The sequence below is a fragment of the Nocardia jejuensis NBRC 103114 genome (genome assembly GCF_001613145.1).
Lineage (GTDB): Bacteria > Actinomycetota > Actinomycetes > Mycobacteriales > Mycobacteriaceae > Nocardia > Nocardia jejuensis.
The window spans coordinates 157,013-176,506 of sequence record NZ_BDBU01000012.1 but is presented as its reverse complement, the minus strand read 5'-3'; the positions used below and the strand labels follow the sequence as shown (position 1 = coordinate 176,506).

The 19,494-nt window shown below is 67.5% G+C and carries 16 protein-coding genes; 9 read left to right on the top strand and 7 right to left on the bottom strand.

What is annotated here, in order from left to right; all coding sequences use genetic code 11:
* Nucleotides 1-83: 83 nt before the first annotated feature.
* On the bottom strand, nucleotides 84-365 hold the full coding sequence (locus NJ1_RS09685; protein ID WP_067690582.1) for a hypothetical protein: 282 nt from the start codon (nucleotides 363-365) through the stop codon (nucleotides 84-86).
* Between the two features lie 364 nt (nucleotides 366-729).
* Here NJ1_RS09685 and NJ1_RS09680 point away from each other — a divergent pair, with 364 nt between their 5' ends.
* Both NJ1_RS09680 and NJ1_RS09670 read left to right on the top strand, forming a co-directional pair.
* On the top strand, nucleotides 730-2,529 hold the full coding sequence (locus tag NJ1_RS09680) for a hypothetical protein (protein WP_245717302.1): 1,800 nt from the start codon (nucleotides 730-732) through the stop codon (nucleotides 2,527-2,529).
* A gap of 235 nt (nucleotides 2,530-2,764) precedes the next feature.
* The gene (locus NJ1_RS09670) at nucleotides 2,765-4,408 is read left to right on the top strand and encodes a hypothetical protein (RefSeq protein ID WP_067690572.1); all 1,644 of its coding nucleotides are present in this window, start codon (nucleotides 2,765-2,767) and stop codon (nucleotides 4,406-4,408) included.
* A 452-nt stretch (nucleotides 4,409-4,860) separates the two neighbouring features.
* On the opposite strand, the gene NJ1_RS09665 is transcribed toward NJ1_RS09670, so the two are convergent.
* Entirely contained in the window at nucleotides 4,861-5,394 is a 534-nt protein-coding gene (locus tag NJ1_RS09665) for a hypothetical protein (protein ID WP_067690914.1), read from the bottom strand.
* A 211-nt stretch (nucleotides 5,395-5,605) separates the two neighbouring features.
* Nucleotides 5,606-6,577 carry an RNA polymerase subunit sigma-70 gene (locus NJ1_RS09660; RefSeq protein ID WP_067690569.1) on the bottom strand — a complete coding sequence of 324 codons (972 nt, stop codon included), beginning with the start codon at nucleotides 6,575-6,577 and terminating at the stop codon, nucleotides 5,606-5,608.
* Between the two features lie 99 nt (nucleotides 6,578-6,676).
* Between NJ1_RS09660 and NJ1_RS09655 the strand changes: the two genes are divergently transcribed.
* From NJ1_RS09655 to NJ1_RS09635, 5 genes are all read left to right on the top strand, one after another.
* Complete coding sequence (locus NJ1_RS09655; protein ID WP_067690565.1) at nucleotides 6,677-7,048, top strand: nuclear transport factor 2 family protein; 372 nt, start codon at nucleotides 6,677-6,679, stop codon at nucleotides 7,046-7,048.
* A 105-nt stretch (nucleotides 7,049-7,153) separates the two neighbouring features.
* A complete protein-coding gene (locus tag NJ1_RS09650; protein WP_067690562.1) occupies nucleotides 7,154-7,726 on the top strand; it encodes a TetR/AcrR family transcriptional regulator in 573 nt (190 codons plus the stop codon).
* A gap of 85 nt (nucleotides 7,727-7,811) precedes the next feature.
* A complete protein-coding gene (locus tag NJ1_RS09645; RefSeq protein WP_067690559.1) occupies nucleotides 7,812-9,020 on the top strand; it encodes a Cmx/CmrA family chloramphenicol efflux MFS transporter in 1,209 nt (402 codons plus the stop codon).
* Between the two features lie 106 nt (nucleotides 9,021-9,126).
* Nucleotides 9,127-10,248: an Rv3169 family protein gene (locus NJ1_RS09640; RefSeq protein ID WP_067690556.1), complete on the top strand. Its 1,122-nt coding sequence runs from the start codon at nucleotides 9,127-9,129 to the stop codon at nucleotides 10,246-10,248.
* Nucleotides 10,245-11,270 (top strand): phosphotransferase family protein, encoded by a 1,026-nt coding sequence (locus NJ1_RS09635; protein WP_067690553.1) that lies wholly within the window; start codon nucleotides 10,245-10,247, stop codon nucleotides 11,268-11,270. Before NJ1_RS09640 ends, NJ1_RS09635 begins: the two co-directional genes overlap by 4 nt.
* 150 nt (nucleotides 11,271-11,420) lie before the next feature.
* Here NJ1_RS09635 and NJ1_RS09630 read toward each other — a convergent pair whose 3' ends face one another.
* Both NJ1_RS09630 and NJ1_RS09625 read right to left on the bottom strand, forming a co-directional pair.
* Nucleotides 11,421-13,805, bottom strand: a complete 2,385-nt coding sequence (locus NJ1_RS09630) for a glycoside hydrolase family 3 C-terminal domain-containing protein (RefSeq protein WP_067690550.1) — start codon at nucleotides 13,803-13,805, stop codon at nucleotides 11,421-11,423.
* Between the two features lie 11 nt (nucleotides 13,806-13,816).
* Nucleotides 13,817-14,710: an alpha/beta hydrolase family protein gene (locus NJ1_RS09625; RefSeq protein ID WP_157573865.1), complete on the bottom strand. Its 894-nt coding sequence runs from the start codon at nucleotides 14,708-14,710 to the stop codon at nucleotides 13,817-13,819.
* Nucleotides 14,711-14,946: 236 nt separating this feature from the next.
* On the opposite strand from NJ1_RS09625, the gene NJ1_RS09620 reads away from it, so the two are divergent.
* Entirely contained in the window at nucleotides 14,947-16,212 is a 1,266-nt protein-coding gene (locus NJ1_RS09620; protein ID WP_067690544.1) for a helix-turn-helix domain-containing protein, read from the top strand.
* Nucleotides 16,213-16,307: 95 nt separating this feature from the next.
* Here the strand turns inward: NJ1_RS09620 and NJ1_RS09615 are convergent, their stop codons facing one another.
* Complete coding sequence (locus NJ1_RS09615; RefSeq protein ID WP_067690542.1) at nucleotides 16,308-17,006, bottom strand: DUF305 domain-containing protein; 699 nt, start codon at nucleotides 17,004-17,006, stop codon at nucleotides 16,308-16,310.
* A 113-nt stretch (nucleotides 17,007-17,119) separates the two neighbouring features.
* Here NJ1_RS09615 and NJ1_RS09610 point away from each other — a divergent pair, with 113 nt between their 5' ends.
* Complete coding sequence (locus NJ1_RS09610) at nucleotides 17,120-17,734, top strand: TetR/AcrR family transcriptional regulator (RefSeq protein ID WP_245717301.1); 615 nt, start codon at nucleotides 17,120-17,122, stop codon at nucleotides 17,732-17,734.
* A 38-nt stretch (nucleotides 17,735-17,772) separates the two neighbouring features.
* Here NJ1_RS09610 and NJ1_RS09605 read toward each other — a convergent pair whose 3' ends face one another.
* Complete coding sequence (locus tag NJ1_RS09605; RefSeq protein ID WP_067690537.1) at nucleotides 17,773-19,341, bottom strand: LVIVD repeat-containing protein; 1,569 nt, start codon at nucleotides 19,339-19,341, stop codon at nucleotides 17,773-17,775.
* Nucleotides 19,342-19,494 lie beyond the last annotated feature (153 nt).

The window sequence follows — 19,494 nt, the reverse complement described above, 5'->3', positions numbered from 1 at the left end:
GTCGCGGACCGGTGGTATGCCCGGCACAAAGTGGTAGCCCGAAGGATGCCGACATCGGACAATCCACCGAACGCCGCCGTGCATCAGATGTACCAGTGGGCCGCACGGGCGGCTTCGTAGACGCGACGTGCGCGGCGTGAATGTCCACTCGGTCCCGGTGTGTCGGTCTCCGCCGTGGTCGTCGCGTACGGAACACCCGAGGGTGCCGGCCGCTCGTGCGCGCCCAGATGGATGCGCTCGATCAGGGTGATGACGGCGTCGGCGGCGTAGTGCAGGCCGTCGATCAATGCCCACACCGACGGGATCGGCTCGGGTAATCGGCGTATGCGCGCGGTGATCCGGCGTCGGAACTCGGGCTGAGGCATTGAGCTGCTCCTGTTTCATGGGCGGTTCGAACTGCGGCGGAGGTGTCCGCTACGATCCTGCATCGCCTCATTATTCACATGAGAATCATATGTGAATAGTAGAGATATTTGTAATATCGGGTGCATCCACTCGCCCTCCACGGCAATAGCTCGGCGGGTCCTCGGTCGTATGACTGCCGCCGCATCGGCAACGGGCGAGGGGCATCTGCAGAGTCCGTGCATGTGCACAATCGGCGGCCGAGTTTTTCTCGGTGCCGACACTGGTGGAGGTAGTTCGCTGGTGATGTGCTGTTCCCGACGATGTGGTCAGCGCTTGCGCGTGCCCGCCGTCGTGTCATCCGAAGTCATGAAAGGGGCCGACCTCGTGGTTGGGCTTAACGGTTCGCGCGGGCAGCGCGAGCTTCCGGGAAATCTCCGCCGATTCGCGGCCCTCGCGGTCGCCGCAGCCGCGACCGCGATCGCGCTGCCGGTGGGTACCGCCGGCGCCGAGGAACCGGCTCCCGTCGGTGTCGCGACCGATCGTCAGGAGCAGGTGCTCGAAACTCGTGACGGCGTAGTCATTTCCCACGTCACCTTCGCACTGCCGCTCCCCGCGGGCGCTCCGGCCCATCCGGCCGCGTGCAACCGGGTGGGGTATCTGCGCTATCGCCCGGTCGGGGGACCGGAGAAGTCCAGTGACGCGGACAAAGTCATCATTCAGCAGCCCGGCGCCATCGGCGGCGCGGTGAACAACGACAGCGTCGCGGCCAACACCGTCAGCTCGGCTCGGTCGCTGGGGCAGAACGTCGAATTCTGGGCCCTGGCGCGGCGCAGCGCCTGCCTGGACGAGAACACCGGGTTCGACTACGCCCTGCGCACCGGCAACTACCTGGACGCGGTCGACTACTACTTCAACCGCAAGCCGATCGACGGCCAGATGTTCGGCGGTTTCAAGGAATCGCAGGATCTGGCCGTGCTGGATCTCATGGGTATGGAGCGGGTGATCCGCGACGAGTACGAGATCATGCTCGCGGAGATCCCCGATCAGGTTGTGCGCCAGCAGAAGTACGTGTGCACCGGTATTTCGCTCGGCGGGCTGGTCACCGGCTTCTTCAGCGACTGGGACTTCGACGGCAACCCGGCCACGACCCGCGACGCCGGGTACAACCAGTGCGCGGCGTTCGCCGCGCAGGACACCATGATCTCCTCGGATCCGGTGGCGATTCAGAACACCCCGTTCCTGCACGATCTCACCAACGCCATTGTCGGGCCCATCAACGACGTGGTCAAGGCGGTCGCGAACGTCGGTGTGGTGCCGCGTTCGCTGGTCTCGATCCCGGTGGTCGGTGCGCGCACGTTCATGATCTACCGCCTGGCCGGCCTCGCGGCTCACCTCGAGCCGGACGCGGAAAGTCAACTGCTGGCGCACCTTCCGCACGATCTGGATATCGACGCCTCCCTCGATTTCATGTTCTCCGGGACGCTGGCCTCGTTCGCCACCAATGGCGCGGACGGGTCGGGCACCATGCGCGACTACCGATTCACCAACACCGCGCTGCTGGGTGAGTTCATCGACAACAACTCCGGCAACTTCGCGCTGTTCCAGCAGGGCGTCGGTGCGCTGGCCGGGGGACCGGTGAGCGAGAAGAGTTTCCCCGTACCGGGTTCGGTCACGCAGGTGCCGCTGATGGGCGGATTCCTGCGCACGGTGGCCGGCTCGCAGACGCGGGTGCGTCCCACCGATCGCACTGCCCTCTACACCTGGCGCAACTACGACGACGTGCAGGGAGTGCCCTACACCGCGCCGAACCACGAGATGTCCGACATCCGTGACGCGGCACGGCAACTGGGCACCGGCGGCCCGTACGCGTACTGGGAGACCTACTTCCCCGCACGCCTGTTCATCGATATCGGCGCCGGCTACGGCGGTGCGCGCAGTGGTGACATGACCAATCTGCGGTATCACAACATGGCCAACACCAAGCCGCTGTACATCGCTTATGCGGGAGACGGTTTCGTGCAGCTGGGCGCCACCCTGGCCGTACCGGCCCCGCCGACCGCTCAGGTCGTCACCCTGCCCGGCTACAGCCACGTGGACACGATCGGCGCGGCGCGGGTGCAGAACAACGGCCGGCCGGACGCGAGTGCGCAGACCCTCGCCGAATTCGTCAAAACCCTGCCATGACCATCGAATTCATCATCACGCAAATTCCGAAAGTGGGAGCAATGAGGCTCACCAGGCGGATCAGACCGCTGCTGTCCATGACCATTCCCCTGGCCGTCACGGCGACCCTCGTCATCGCCGGCGCGGCCCTCCCGCAATCGGCTGCGGCTCCGGCAGCGCCGGGCAACGCCGATCGAGAGACCGTCACCCCGATCACCGGTGACCCGCCCTGGGCGACGATGTCGAGGCGACCTATGTGCGCCTGCACTATCCGAGCCCGTACTCGACCATGGCGCATCCCGAGGCCTGCGACTGGATCTCGTACGTGCGCTACCGGTCCAAGAAGGGACCGGAGAAGAGCTCGGACGCGGACGCGGTGCTGACCGTGCAACCCGGCACCTTCTCGGGGGCCGCGAATCTGAATCCGCAAGGGCCGCAGGTGGTTCGCAAGGCCGCCGCGACCGGTAAGTTCGTGGAGTACATCTCCCTGGATCGGCGGGCGAACTGCGCCGAGGATCGCACCGGATGGGACGCCGCCCAGCAGGCGGGGGACTACCACGTCGCCGCGGACTACTACTTCGGCGGCAAGGCGATCGACGGAAAGTCCTATCACTATCAGACGCCGCAGGATCTGAACTATCTCGGCGAATACGGTCTGGCGCTGACCATGGACGACTGGCGGGTGGTCATCGAGAATCTGCTACCCGATCCCGGCGCCCGGACCAAGAGTTTCTGTGGCGGGCACTCGCTGGGGGCCTTCCTGACCGGGCCGATGATGGCGTGGGACTTCGACCGGAACGCCGCCACCACCGACGACGCGGGCTTCAACCTGTGCGGCGGCGGCATCATCCCCGAAGACGGATTCGCCATGACCGATCCGGCCGGGTTCTCCGGCGCGCCGCCGCTGGACATGTTCTTCTCGGCCGTGGGCGGCGCGGTGAAGAACGGCGTGGACTGGCTGATGAAGAACGGTCTGGGTGCCGCGCAGTGGCCGGTGCTCGCCGCGAGCGAGATCATGAACGCCTACCAGCTGGCGGGCATGGCCGCGGACCAGAACCCGGATGGCGAAAGCGATCTCAAGAGCCTGGTGCCCGCGGATCTACGCACCGAACCGTGGATGCGCGCGTTCTACGGCAAGGATTATCTGGACCTGTTCACCGGCCAGAATCTGCCGCGCGATTTCCGGCTCACCAACACCTCGGCACTGGGGATGCTGTTCGACCAGAACTCGGCGGAGTACGTGCTGCAGGCGGGGCTGGGTTACTACGACTGCGCGACGGTCGGCAAGACCTACCCGATTCCGAATGGGCTCGCCTCGGTGCCGATCCTGGGACCGACACTGTTCATCATTCCGCTGCGTGTCGGTTACGGGCAGAACTACACCCCGGTCGATCACAACCAGCTCTGTGGCTGGAAGAACTACGACCAGATGCCTGCCTCCACGATCGACGGTATCGATCCGGTCCGGGGCAATCCGACCGATCGGGACCACGAGGTCACCGACATTCGCCAGTTCGCCCGTGCGATGAATCCCGGTGGGCAGCCCACCGACTTCTTCGAGGAGTACACCCCGCTGCGCATCGTCACCGACACCATCTTCGCGCTCGGCCTCGGCCGCGACGGTGAGCTGAAGCAGTTGCAGAACCGCAGCGGCGGCATCCTGAACTTCCTGCTGCACGGTGACCGCTGGCAGAGCACGCCTTCGGCCGGGCGCAACCTCACCCTGCTCTCGGGTGACTCGCCCTTGCAGAACGCGGGGTACGGCGGCATCCTGCCCGCCAACGCCAAGATCATTCCCGGCTACCGCCACTACGACGTGGTGACCGCCGCGGAACGGCAGAACAACGGAATGCCGGAAATGGCAAGCACTCTCATCGCCAATTTCCTCACCCAGCCGTGAACCGGTGCGGGCGGTCCCGGGGTGGCGCACTGCTACCGCTGGACCGGCCCGCGCGTTCGGTTTCACGCCGCGGACACCGGTGAGGCAGTACTGCCGGTGTGCCGCGGAGCCGACGCGCTGACTGCGCAGCGGCGTGATCTCTCGGCGGGAAATCTGCGGAGATGATCGCGCCGTGAGCTAGTTTCGCGGCGTCGTTCTCGCATGGCGGATGCGTCCCGGGCGGGGTGCGCGCATCCGCCATGCGGGAGCCGAGCGGAGAGCCGGTATCAGCGAATACCGGCGCCGGTTCGCCCTGTATGCAACGCATTCGGCCCCTGTCCGCGAGGCGGGCAGGGGCCGAATGCTCTCTGTGCGTGCGGGCTCGGCGCTCGTTGCTTCTGCGACGGAGATCGGAAGGCAACGGGCTGAAAAGCGTTGTGGTGCTTGTTCGATCAGTACCGGCAGAGCCCAGATCAGTGCCGGCAGAGCCATTCGGTGCCGTAGTGCGAGGCGTTACCGGCGTCGAGGTGCACCCAGGTTCCGTCACCTTCACACGCGGCCCCTTCGATCGGGGTGTTGTTGTCCGGCGGCGGGGTGGTGGTGGTCTCGGCCGGCGGCGCCGTGGTCTCGGGTCCGGCGCCGTGGTTGGGGTTGGTGCAGATGCTGCCCTCACACGGCACCCAGGTGCCGTCGCCGTTGGGGTTCGGGATGGCGTTCGGGCCGATGTAGGAGCCCAGTGGGCAGCCCGGGTCCTGGTTCTTGGCGCAGTACTCGTCGCTGAGATTGTTGCCGGTGGAGCCGTCGGCGCCGCGCTTGCCGGTGGTGCTCGGAGCCGGGCCGGGTTGCGGAACGGTGGTGGTGGCCTGACCGTGCGGGGCCGTTGTGGCGCTTGCGCTGGTTTTCGCACTCGTGGTGGTGGTTGGGGCAGGGCTGGAGTCGTCGTTCGAGCACGCCGAGGCGCCCAGGATCAGAACCAGGCCGGCGAGGACCGTCAGAGAACGCTTCATCGGTGCTCCCTTTCGTTGCAACTCGTACATGGGTGGAACGAATGAGTGACAGACTGCGTCGCCGCCCGCCTGCACGACGGGTGCGAATGGGCTGGCATCAACCACTACATTGCCAACTATCGACCAAACGGTCGGTACGCTCAAACATCAGACGTATGTCAATTGCGCTCGTGTCCGAATTTGGCACGGTATGCGGAGGCGCGGCGCGCGCTCACCCGCCGGAAACCACCAGCGGCAGCTCGAGCCGCGGGAAGCACTCGGACGGTGGAAAATGGGTGAGTGCCCCGATTCGGTCGCCTTCCGCGGTGAGCGCCAGGAGCCCGGTGGCGCGGAACTCCGATTCGCCCGCGTACTGCGCGTAAACGGCGATCGCCGGTCCGCCATTGGCGCGAGTTGTCCTGAGTCGCATCGGATTCCGATCGCGAAAGGCCGGGACGCAGCGCAGGAACGCGGCGATCGCGGTGTGCCCCTGGTACTCGTGTGGCCACGGCGGCATGGTGAGCCACGCATCGTCGGTCAGGAGTGCGACGACGGCGTCCACGTCACGGGCGGCATAGGCGCCGGCGAAACGCCGAGTCAGTTCCCGCTCGATATCGGAGCCGGGATCCGGGGGAGCGGTCCGGGCACGCCCGGCCTCGAGGGTGTCGCGGGCGCGCTGCAGGGCGGCCTTCACCGCGGTCGTGCTGGTGCCGAGCATGTCGGCGACCTCGATACCGGCGAAGCCCAGCACGTCGCGCAGCACCAGCACCGCGGTCTGGCGCGGCGGCAACTGCTGCAGGGCCGTGATGAACGCCAGTTCCACCGACTCCCTCGATTGATACAGCTGCTCCGGGTCGAGTAGCGAGTCCGGGTACGGCTCCAGCCAATTCACCACGCCCACTCGCATGGGGTCGGGCACGTCGAACGGGAGCGGCCGCACCGGTCGGCGTCGCGCGTCGCGCTGAGCGTTGAGGCACCGGTTGGTGGCGATTCGGTACAGCCAGGTGCGGACCGAGGATCGCTGCTCGAAGTCGGCCAGCCCGCGCCACGCGGCGACCAGCGTCTCCTGCAGCACGTCCTCGGCGTCGTGCACCGAGCCGAGCAGGCGATAGCAGTGCAGTTGCAGCTCACGGCGATACGGGTCGACGAGCTCACCGAACGCCCGCTCGTCGCCCGCCCGGGCCGCCGCCAATGCCTCGGTCATGGTGCCATCGTGGCATCCGGGACCGGCTTTTCGGTCCGTTCGTGCGGGTGTCGGTGTCTATATCAGTGACCCTTCCGCACCGACCGAATCGAGACCGAGATGATCAGCAACGACAGCACCGCCGTCCGCGTGGCCCTGGCCTACTTCCGCGCCTGGACAGGCAAGGACATGGACAAGGCCATGACCTATGTGGCCGATGACATCGTCTGTGACGCACCCGCGGGGCGGATCGAGGGCGCCGCCGCCTACCGCGCCTTCCTGGAACCGTTCAGCCGGATCCTCACCAGCGCAACGATGCTGGCGGCGTTCGGGGACGAGCACACCGCCCTCGTCATGTACGACACGTCGTCCCTGCCGGTCGCCGACGCTCCCGGCGCGGAACTGCTCACGATCCTCGACGGCCGAATCGCCCGGAGCCGCTTCATCTTCGACCGGGCGCCGTTCGACGCCGCACGGGCGTCCGCCGACTGAACCGCGTCGCGCGACCAGGCGTCGAGCACCACGAATCGGGTCGGCGCGCGCCCGCGGCAGACACAGTATTGAAACGATCAGTCCAAAAATGCTACGGTGCTTTCCGTGGCGCGACCGAGGAACTTCGATGAGGACCGGGCGGTCGAGGCGGCGATGCGGACGTTCTGGGCGTCCGGCTACGAAGCCACCTCGACCGCGGACCTGTGCGCGGCGACCGGGTTGGGGCGCAGCAGTATCTACAACACCTTCAAATCCAAGAACGCGCTGTTCGAGAAGGCGCTGCGCCGCTACATGGATCAGAAGAACGCGCCGGTGCTGGAGCTCATGGACGGTGACGCTCCGGTGCGGGACAAGATGCGGGCGCTGCTGTGGCGGGTGATCGATCAGGAGATCGAGGAACCGCCCGGCTGTCTGGTGGTGAACTCGATGGTGGAACTCGCCCCGCACGACCCGCGGGTCGCGCGCTCGCTGCGGCGTGATCTGGATGTGCGAGTGGAAACCCTGCGGTCGGCGTTCGAGGCCGGTCGTCGCCGGAAAGAGATTGCCGCCGAATGTGATTCGCTCGGATTGGCGCACTTCGTGATAGCCACCATCAGCGGTATGCAGGTGGCCGCGCGGGGCGGCGCCGACCGGGTGACCCTGGAGGCCATCGCGACCACCGCTCTCGGCGCGTTCTGAGCCGAACCGACTCGATTCCGACGCGTGCGTCGTCGTGCGTAAATTATGGACTGATCGATCTAAAACTGATGAGGAGGGTACCGCCATGCCGGTGGCCATCTACGTGCTGGGACTCGCGATATTCGCGCAGGGCACATCGGAGTTCATGCTGTCCGGGCTGTTGCCCGCGATGGCGCACGATCTGGGTGTCTCCGTCCCGGATGCGGGACTGCTGATCTCCGCCTATGCGATCGGCATGGTGATCGGCGCGCCCCTGCTGGCCATGGCGACGCTGCGCTGGCCCAAACGCCGTGCCCTGCTGACGTTTCTGGCCGTCTTCATCGCCGCCCATGTGGTGGGTGCGGTGGCCACCGGATACCCGCTGCTGTTCGCCACGCGAGTGATCGGAGCGATCGCGTGCGCCGGCTTCTTCGGCGTCGCCGCGGTGACCGCCGTCGACCTGGTCGGCGCGCACCGGGCCGGGCGCGCGTTGTCGATCGTGATCGGCGGGATCACGGTGGCGACGGTGCTCGGCGTCCCGCTCGGCACCGTGATCGGTCAGCATCTCGGCTGGCGCGCCGCATTCTGGACCGTGGCCGTGCTGGCCGCCCTCGCCGCCATCGGAGTGGCCTGGAGCCTGCGCCCCGCGTCGGACAGCTCGGGCAACGAAACTCGCAGGGCTGTCACCGAATTCGCCGACGAGCTGCGCAGCCTCGCCGATCCCGGACTGTGGATCGTCTACGGCACCAGCGCACTGATCTTCAGTTCGATGATGGCCTCGTTCAGCTACCTCGGCGCCATGCTGACCACCGATACCGGCCTGGGGGAGAGCTGGGTTCCGGTGGTGCTGGCGCTCTTCGGCGTCGGCTCGCTGATCGGAATCACCCTCGGCGGCCGGGTCGCCGACGCCCGCCCGTTCCCGACCCTGTACCTCGGGGCGGCCGGGGTCCTGCTCTGCTCGATCGGCATCGCGGTGCTGGCGAGCCATCCGATCCCGGTGATCGTGCTGGTGTTCCTGATGGGGATGTTCGGACTGGCCACCAATCCGGCGATCAACGTCCGGGTATACGCACACCTGGGAGAGGTGCGAACGCTCGGCGGCGCCCTGGTGACCTCGGCGTTCAATGTGGGAAACACGATCGCACCGTGGCTGGCCGGGCTGGCTGTCGCCGCCGGGCTCGGCTACCCGTCCACGGCCTGGGTGGGCGCGGGCATGGCCACGCTCGGATTGCTCACCGTGGTCGCCGGAGACCTGCGCGGCCGCCGCGTCGGTTCGGATCGGCCGGTATCGCCCGAACCGGTCCTTGCCGGCTGATCACCCTTGTCGATTCCGCGATTGAGAGGACGTCCGGCGTGGTTTCAAATACGCTGCACCTCGTATTCTAATGTGTGGTTCCGGCCACAGGAAGAGGTTCTCGCCGATGTTGACGCCCCAGGACGAACTGCTCTGTCATCAGCTGCCCACCACGTTCGATCACGTCCAGCAGAGCGATCTGCGCTGGACCGAGCGTGTGGTCATGTACGGCTTCGACAAGACCCGCCGGGTGAGCGTCATGACCGGAATGGCGCGCTACCCCAACCGCAACCTCATCGACGCCTACGCCATGATCACCATCGGCGACAAGGCGCACACGATCCGCATGTCCCGCCAGATCGACACCCGCTACGACGGTCTGAGCTCCTGGCGGGTCGGGCCGTTCACCTACGAGATCGTGGATCCGCTGCGGAAGGTGCGCGCGACCCTCGCGGACAACGAGCACGGCATCGAGCTCGAACTCGAATTCGACGCCCAGTTCCCGGCTTACGAGCAGGAGCCCGCGTTCTTCCGCACCCGCGGCAGGGTGCGTGAGGACGCGCGCCGGTACTACCAGAACGGGCGGGTCTCGGGCCGGCTGAAGTTCGAGGGCGAGCGCATCGAGATCGACCCGGAGAACTGGTGGTTCGGACGCGATCACTCCTGGGGCACCCGGCACGGCGGTGGCGGCGGCGCGATCGACGAGGGCGGTGGCATCCTGCAGCCGAACGAGATCCCCGACGGCGTCCTCTACTACATGGGCATCTTCCAATTCGATGACGAGCTGGTGCATTTCGCGCAGCGCGAGACCCCCGAAGGCCACCGCTGGCACTTCGAGGGCACCGTCCTGTCTCCGCTGGGTTCCGACGCGCCGGCGCAGCCGGTCCGCGACGCCGGGCACGATCTGACCTTCCGCGACGATTTCCGCATCGTCAGCGGCGGCGCCTTCACCATCGTGGACGCCGCGGGCAAGACGCGGGAGTTCGCCATCACCCCGGTCGGCGACTTCTGGCCGGGCCTGGCCGGATACGACACCTATCGCGGCTACGCCTCGGGCATCTGGAAGGGCGAGGACTGGAGCGACAGCTTCGTCGCCGATCTCACCGACACCCGAGACCTGGCCCAGGTCAGCATGCTGAGCGAGACGTTCTGCCGCGTCGAGACCGAGGGCAAGGTCGGCTACGGCCTGGTCGAGATGGTCTTCATGGGCCGCAACGAGCGTTACGGGTACGAAGGGTACCGAGCGTGAACACCTCTCGACTGCCGGCCGAGCAGCTGGCAACGGCCCTGGAACGCGCGGTGCGCCGGAACTTTCCGGTGACCGAAAGCGCCCGGGTCCGCGATTTCGTGCGCACCGATCGCGGATTCGCCACCGAGACGTTCCTTTTCGACGTCGAGGACGAATCCGGTTGCCTGCCGATGGTCTTTCGGCGTCCGCCGGAGATGTCGCTGTTCCCCGATTACGACCTGCTGCGGCAGGTGCTGGTCATGCGCCGGCTGGCCGGCACCGGCATCCCGGTCGCCGAGCCGCTGTGGCTGGATCGGGAGGGGGAGGAGCTCGGCAGCCCGTATTTCGTGATGAACCGGCTCACGGGTGAGGCCCCCAGCGACTATCCCTCGTATCACTCGGCGGGCAACTACTTCGAGGCCGCACCGGAGCAGCGCGAGCGCATGTGGTGGGGGTGCGTCGACACCATCGCCGACATTCACCGATTGGACTGGCGGGCACTGGGACTCGACTTCCTGGGCATGCCGAAATATGGTTCCGCCCCGGTCGAGCAGATCGTCAACTATCTGGACGAGGCGCTGACCTGGGCCACCGAGGGCGAGCAGCCCGAGATCTATCGCCGGGCCATCACCTATCTGCGGGACAACCTCTATCAGCCCGAGCACGTCACGCTCTGCTGGGGAGACGCCCGCATGTCGAACATCCTGTACGACAGCGACTTCCGGGTCAGCGGCGTACTGGACTGGGAGATCGCCTACCTCGGAGACCATGAGGCGGATCTGGGCTGGCTGCTGTTCCTGGACTGGGCCAGCAGCGAATTCGAGGGTCATCCGCCACTGCCGGGCACCCCGACCCGTGCGGAGACCATCGCCCACTACGAGAACCGCACCGGAATGCCGGTCCGCAACCTCCGGTACAACGAGATCCTCGCCGCGGTCCTGCTCTCGGTTCCCCTGCTGCGCATGGCGAATCGCGTGCAGCTGCCGCCGGAGATGAACATCACCGGCTTCTGCACCACCCGACTCGAGCAGCTGCTGCCCTGATCGGCACACGACCGAAGGAACTCCACCACCGCAAACTCGATGCCGGGGTGGAGTTCCTTCGCGCGTATGGACGATGGGCGCTGGGTCGCGATTCCCGTTGTGCCCGAGTGGGCCGCTCGTCCCGGATAGGAACGAACGGCTGGGTCTCGATCAGTACATGTGTGTCGTGTGGAGCAGGTCGGTGACCGAGGTCCCGACGTGGACGGTGAACGCGCCCGGTTCGATCGCCCAGCCCTGCCCGGTCCAGTGCTCGAAAGCCCGTCGTGGCATCTCGATCTCGATGGTGCGTGTCATACCGGGTTCCAGCGTGACGGCGGTGAACCCGGCGAGCCAGCGCACCGGCCGATCGAGGGTGCTGTCCGGTCGCGAGAGGTAGACCTGGTAGACCTGCTTGCCAACGCGCGCACCGGTATTGGTGACGGTGAGACTCACCGTACGGCCGGAGACCCGCAGATCGTTCGAGGACCAGGTGGTGTAGCCGAGGCCGTGCCCGAAGGGATAGGCGGGTTCGGTCCCCGCACGCAGCCAGGCGCGATAACCGATGTGAATATCCTCGGTGTACTCCAGGATGCCGTCCTTCGGCGTCGTATCGAGAACGGGCACATCGGAAATGGTCGCGGGCCAGGTGGTGGGCAATCGGCCGCCGGGTTCGACCACGCCGGTCAGCACGTTCGCCAGCGCATCGCCGAACTCCTGACCGGGGAACCAGCTCAACAGCACCGCCGCGACGTCCTCGCGCCACGGCATTTCTACCGGCGCACCGGAATTGACCACAACGACGGTTCTCGGGTTCACCGCCGCGACCGCGGCGACCAACTCGTCCTGACGGTCGGGCAGGCGCAGCGAGGTGCGATCGGTGCCCTCGCTCTCGATCTTCTCGCTGGTACCCACGAGGACCACCGCCACCTCGGCCCGGCGTGCCAAGTCGACCGCGGCCGCGAATTCCTCGTCCTGGGTGCTCTGCGGACGATCGATGCCGAGCAGGACTGCCAGGAGAACTCCGAGTCCCGGGATGGCCTCGGGGATCGCGATGGTCAGGCGCAGATCGACTTCCTGGCCCTCGGTCAGGGTTCTGGTCACCGACAGCTGCGGTGGTTCCAGCAGCGCCGCGACCGGATCGCCCGCCGCGTCGACGACGTCCTCGTCGATCGCCGGGGTTCCGTCGATATCGAGGATCACCTGGCCGATGCCGCCGAACCCCAGCTGCCAATCACCCGCCGTATCGGCCCGCAGCCGCGCCCGCAGTTCCATATGTGTGGCGCGCGTAGCCAATTCGTCACCGAGCAGCACCAAGTGGGCAGTGCTGCGGTGCCGGGAGCCGATCTCGGTCTTGCCGTCGAAGTACCGCACCCGCATTCCCGGCGTTCCGAGTTCCGGATTGGTGATCAGCTCCGGTGGGGCGGGGATCAGTCCCTCGATGAGGCGCAAGCCCGGTGTATGCGTCACGGGCAGCACTGCCCGCAGCCCGGCCAGGGGAGTGCTGACGTGTGTGGGAGTCACCGTGGCACTGCCGCCGCCCATGATGCGCGGTTCGGCGGCGGACGGGCCGAGCACCGCGACCGTCGTGCCCGCGCGCAGCGGGAGCGTTCCGTCGTTGCGCACCAGCACCATCGATTCCGTCGTGAAGCGGCGGACCAGGTTCCGGGCCTGGTTGTCGGTGTAATGCGTGGTGGGCCACGGCGCACCGTCGAGCGCGCCGACGCGTGTCGCGAATCGCAGGATGCGCCGCACCTTCTCGTCGATCGCGGCCTCGGGGATCTGTCCGGAGCGGACGGCCTCCAGCAACGGCTCGCCCCACAGCATCGGCGGGCCGGGCATGCACAGATCGGTGCCGCCGCTCGCCGCCTCGGTGGAGCGGACACCGCCCCAGTCCGATACCACCACACCGTCGAATCCCCATGTGCCCTTGAGGGGTTCGTCCAGGAGCGGGTTGTCGGACATGGCGGCGCCGTTCACCCCGTTGTAGGAGTCCATGATCATCCAGGCACCGGCCTCGACGGCCCGCTCGAACGGGTACAGGTAGAGCTCACGCAGCGCCCGGTCCGAGACGCGCACGTCGACGCTGAAGCGTTCGGTCTCGGAGTCGTTGGCCACGAAGTGTTTCGGGCACGCGCTGACTCCGTGGTCCTGCACCGAGTGCACGTAAGCGGCGGCCATCTCCGCGGTCAGCAGAGGATCCTCGGAGAAGCATTCGAAATGTCGTCCGCCGAGCGGGGAACGGTGCAGATTCATGGTCGGTCCCAGCACCGCGTACACGTTCTTGCGGCGTGCTTCGGCGGCGAGCAGCGCGCCGATCTCGGTGAGCAACTGCGGATCCCACGTCGCGGCCACCGCGGTGCCGGACGGCAGGCTCACCGACGGATCGGGTTCGTCCATGCTCTCGCCGCGCACGCCCGAGGGGCCGTCCGACACCGGCATCTCGGCGAGCCCGAGCGAGGGATCACCGGCCAGCCGGAACAGTCCCGCTCCGGAGACGAGCCGTATCTTTCCGGGCAGGTCGAGCTTCGCCAGCAGTTCCTCTATGCGGTCGTCCACAGAAAAAGTCCCTATCGTTCGGTGATGTTGCCGGCCTGATCGGCCCAGTTCGTGTTGTGCAGGAATTCGCCTGTGCCCGAGACGAATACGCCGCGCGCCGTCGAATCGCCGCGCAGTTCACCCAGGAGCCAGGCGGTCAGGTACCCGAGGTAGCCCTCGACACCGTCGTTGCACCCGTAGTTCACGCATCCGGGCTGACCCTGAATGTCGTTGTGGCTGGCGTTGACCAGTGCAGCTCGGGCCTTGGGTATCGATGCGGGCAAGCTGTCGTAGACGCCGCGCATGCCGGTGCCGGTGGTGGAGACCGGGTCCTCGGTGCCGCTGACGAGCAGGACCGAACCCGAGATCAGCCCGGTGGGAATGTCGCAGACGTTGTAGCCCGGGATCAGCGGCGGCAGGCTCGCACAGACGGTCTGCGACGGCATCTCCAGCGTGACCGCCGTCTTGATCGAGCCGTTCGACTTCGCGGACGCGGCGAGCGCACCGAGTCCGCCCTGGGAGTGGCCCATCGCCCCGATCGCGTCGGTATCGAGTTTTCCGTAGAACTCGCTCGCGGAATCACCGTTCTGCTGAGTCAAGTAGTGCACCGCGTCGAGCATCTGCGCGCCCGTGCCGGTGTTGGTCAGGTCGGGGGCGATCACCACGAACCCCCACGACGCCAGGTGCCGGAGCAGATAGTCGTATTCGCGGGGGTGCGCCAGGGTCCCGTCACCCCAGGTGATGATCGGGTGGCGGGTACGGCTCGCGCCGAGATCGGCCGGGTACCAGATGTCGTAGGCCTCGCCGGTGGAGCTGCAGCAGTCGGCGCCCGCGCGCGTGGTCACCGGATGTGGACCCGCCGCGAAGTACATCGCTTCGACCGCGCCCCCAGGTTGGTAGACGGGCGCCGCGTGGACGGGTGCCACGGCCGAGATCGCAGCGCAGGAGAGCGCGATCGCCGCTGCGACGGTATGGACACGGCCGCGCTGCCGTGTGGAGTTTCGACTGCTGTTCTTCACGTTCGCAGACGTTATGGTCGTCGAATCCGATCCGGATCCGTCCGTATCGTCTTGCAGACAGTTGCAGACGGTGCCCGCCGTGCGACGTATGGTGACGAAATGTTCGATCCGGCCCGAGAGCCGGCGCGTGGAGAGGCGGGCGCATGACGGAGATCGGGCGTGCGCTGCGCACGGCACGGCTGGCCGCCGGGCTGAGTCTGCAGGGCCTGGCCGCGCGGACGAACTATTCGAAACCGTATCTCGGACAGCTGGAGACCGGGGCCAGGGTCGTGCGGCCCGAGCACGTGACCGCCTACGAGTCGGCGCTGGGCGTGGCGCTCAGTCCCCTGTACGCACAGGTGCCGGTCGCCGCGCCGTACGAGAGCGAAGTGTCGATGGAGCTGTCCTCGCTGTTGCTGCCGAGCACGGCGGTCGTCGGCGGCGAAGCGGGGTTCACGCTCGCGGAGGTGGCGACGGCGGAACGACTGGCCAGATGGGCGCGCGGGCTGCAGTGGTCCGAGGCGACGCCGCCGCGCCGTGCGGTGATCGACTGGCTGGAGGCGAATCTGCCTCGGCTGCAACGGCTCTCACCCGGACCCGGACGTGCCGAACAAGCCCTGCGGGTCGGAGCCGAACTAGCCGATGTCGCCGGTTCGATGTGCTGGGACATCGAGGAGACCGACACCGCCCGCCGGTTCTATCTCGCCGCGGCCCGGTTGGCGCACTCGGCCGGTGATTCCTGCCTGGCCGCCGCTGCGCTGTCCGGACTGACCTGGCAGTACCTCGATCAGGGCCGGCCCGAGGACGGGTTGGAGGTCGCGCAGCTGGCGCAGTACATCGCCCGGCGGTCGGCGACCCCGCGCCTGCGGGCGGCGCTGGCGCATCTGCAAGCGTGCGCGTACGGGATGCTGGGGCACACCACGGCCTTCGAACGGGAGACCGCATACGCCACGGAATGCCATCTCGAAGCGGCCGCGACCGCGCTCGCCGATACCGCAGTCGACCGGAGCCTGACCGCCTTGAACCTGAGTTTCCTGCTGGGTCCCCGGCGGACCTGGCCGGGCCGTGGCAGGCAATCGGAACTGCTGGGCCCGAGCTACCGGCACCTGGCCGCGAACCGCCCCCAACTGGTCGGCGCGGCCTTCGGCATGGATCGAGCCTCCGTGCCCGCCACCGTCATCGACCCCGCCATCACGCTGACCTCGTTCGCTCGCCTGCACCTGATGCTGGGCGAACCGAACCGGGCGGCCGAACTCGCCGAAGCGGCTCTCCCGCTGGCGGGCTCGCGTCCCGCCGGCCGAACCGCCGCGCGACTGCGCGACTTCCACCACGAATCCCTGGAGTTCGCCGGGGTCGCCGATATTGCCGCGGCGCGCACCGCGATCGAGGACGTCACGGGTTGCGCGGCAGCACCATCGATTCCGTCATGACGCGGCGGACAGGTCTCGGACTCGACTGTCGGTGAAATGCGTTGTGGTTCTGCACAGTCGCGCTGTCGCGGGGCACGGAAGCGGTGGAGCCGGGCTTATCCCAGCCCACCACGCTGGGTCAGCAGGAGGCCGATGACACCGATCTCCTGGCCCTGCGTGCCGACCATGTCCCGTGCCGCGGTCTTGACCGGGCCGCCGGTGAGCAGTGCGTCCGCGGCCCGGGCCATCGCTACTCCGCCGTAATGGTGGCGCTGCATCAGTTGCAGGAAGAGCGTTTCCGCGTCGCGGCCCGACGCGGCAGACAGGGCGTCGAGTTCGGCCAGGCCGGCCATTCCGGGCATGGTGGTCGCCGGACTCACGGCGGTGGTCGCGGCCTGATGCTCGTGCCCGGTCATCGTGGAGTCGCTCGGATCGTGCATCCACGCCATCGGGTGCGGGTTGGTGGGGGCGGTGGCGGCCAGCCGCAGCCAGCCCATCAGCATGCCGATCTCGGTGCGCTGGCTGTCGGCGATCTGCTGCGCGAGCCTGCGCACGGTCGGATCGGCGTCGGGACTCAGGCGCTGCACCAGGATCAGCGCCTGCTGATGGTGCGCGAGCATGTCCTGCGTGAAACCGATCTCGGTGGCATCGAGAACCGGTGTGGGGGCGGGGTTCTCGCCGATGACCAGCGGGCGGCCCGCGGCACCGAGCACCAGTAGGAGCAGGGCGAGCGAGCTGAGAGCCGCGCCCGGGATCCAGCGTCGTCGAGCTGTGGCGGCTGCTCGCCGGTCGCGGAGAGCCGGGGATGTCGTCATGTTCTGCCCACCTGCGGGGCGCCTTCCTGAGGGGTCTGACCTGGGGTGATCCGGTCTACCGGCCGGTGCCGCCCGCGCCGCCGGAAAATAACGTAACAGGTTACTATGTAATGGTGACTTCGGATAAGCAGGCGCGCCCCGGGCGGCCGCGTGACGCGGACAAGGACCTCGCGGTGCTCATCGCGGCCCGTCATCTGCTCGCCGAGGTCGGGTATCCACAGACGACCGTGGTGGCGATCGCCAAGCGCGCCGGAGTGAACACCCCGGCGATCTATCGGCGCTGGCCCACGCGTCAGGCGCTGCTCGAGGAGGCCATTCACGGTCCGGGAGCCCATTCGCTGCCCGAGCCGACCGGCGATCTGCGCGCCGACCTGGCCACCTGGGTGCGGATCTTCCTGGCGCGCGCGGAGAGTCCCGCCGCCCGGGCGGGCGTGCCCGGACTGCTGGCCGATTGTCAGACCGAGGAGGCGCGCCGCCGATTGCTCGCCATCGGCGCTCCGATTCGCAAGGCGTTCGCCGAACTCCTCGACGGCGCGGTGGACTCCGGCCGGATACCGGCGGGCGTGAATTCCGATCTGCTGTTCGAAATGCTTTCCGGTACAACGACATTCCATGCTCTCGTGCGTGGCGGTGCCGACAACGACCAATTCGTGGCGAGTCTGGCGGATGCGCTGCACACCATGGCGTCGCACGGCGCAAAACCGTCGCGGAGTCCGCGGCGGCGCTGAGGCCGGTCGGAAGTCTGCGCGGTTCACCGGAGCCTTTCCTACGAGCCGGTCGTCGAATGTTGATCGGCCGGAGGGGTATAGACCTCCGGGGGCAGTGCCAGGGTCAGAAACCCGTTGTCCGCGCACGAAGCCCACAGCGTGGAGCCGTGCCATTCGGGGGCCGACATGCACCAGTCGCTGGACAGATCGCCGAGCACGGCCTGACTGCCGCGTGGGGCCAGGGCCTGTGCCGGATCGAACGCGCCCTGATTCATCGCCTGGGTCACCGATGGCAGGCTCAGCAGTGGAATCCCGATGATCGAGGCGAGTGCGTGCGGAGAGTTCCACAGTTCGGTGCTGTGCCCGGTGCGCGCGGGCGGGTTGTAGTAGGCGATCTCGCGGACGCGCAGGGGATCGCGCACATCGAAGATCCGGATGCCCGAGGAGATCCAGCCGCATGCCAGTGCCGTCGGGTTCACCGGGCGATCGGCGGCGCAATAATGTGCGTCGTAGGAGAAGATCGAGCCGCCCATGCCCGAAGCCATTGCGCTGGTGCGGTTGTCGAGCTTGTTGATCTCCAACTTGATCGTGTTCGCCACCCGGGGGCGGCTCTCGTCGGAGATGTCGATGATCTTCACGCCGCCGGATCCGGCCTCGTCGACGGTGAAGACGTACGGCGTACTGCCGTAGCGGACCGGCAGTGCGTGCTGGGTGGCCATGCCGTCGGTCCAGGTGAGCTGGGTCAGCACCGGCACCCGCGGGTCCGGGTCGCGGCGCTGCACGGCGCTGATGTCCAGCACGCTCATCCCGCCCGCGTTGTTCGCCAGATACATGCGGTCGCCATCGTCGCTGAGCCCCATGCCGTGCATGGAGTTGCCCGGCATGCCCTGCCAGATGACGTGTGGCCGAGACGGATCGGTGAGATCGATCGCGCTGACGATGCCCGGGATCACGCCCGAGGACCAGTAGGTCTTGCCGTCCGGTGAGAACCCGCCCTCGTGGCCGGTCAGGGGCACGGGCAGCGACAGATCGGTGCCCGGGCCGGGATTGAGCAGAATCGGGTGTGCGCAGTCGGAGACGTCGTAGATCGAGATCAGCCCGTACCCCGTCATCGCCGGAACCCCCACGCCCACCAGCAGTTTGCGGGCCTGGTTGACCTTGAGGCTCTCCCAGGTTCCGGCGAGCATCGCCGGTTCGGTGAGGTTCGCGGTGGGCACCGGATTCGCCGGATCCGACACGTCCAGAACCTGCACGCCGTTCGAGGGTCCGAGCAGATCGCCGGGGAAGAAGCTGCCCAGGTACACGCAGTGGTCGAAGCTGGTGGAGGTGATGCCGCCGCCCCGTCCGCTGTAGCCGCCGATGGGAACGATGTTGCAGCTGTAGCCCTGGGTACTGCGCCCGTCGGCGCGATCGGCGGCCGGAACATCGCCTTGCAGGCCGGTTTCGGTGAGCGAAGCATCCCGGCAGTCCGCGCGCGGGACGGCAGTATCGGCGATGTCGTGCAACTCCTGCACGACCCCGGGCGTGCTCAAAGGCGGCTGCGCGGCGCCGATTCCGGAGGGCAGCAGGGCTGCGGCCGCCGTGATGGCCAGATAGTTCCTGGTGCGGCGAGCTGGGAGAGAGTTCATGGTGTTGCCCTCATCGGTGAGGGCGCCTTCCTGTCGATTCCGGCGGAGACAATGGCTGGGGCGGACGCCGCCTTTCCCCGCCGGGGCGCACGTTCGATTCGGGCGGCGCGGGTGATCGAACGCAGTGGTGAACCGCGACACACCACAATAACG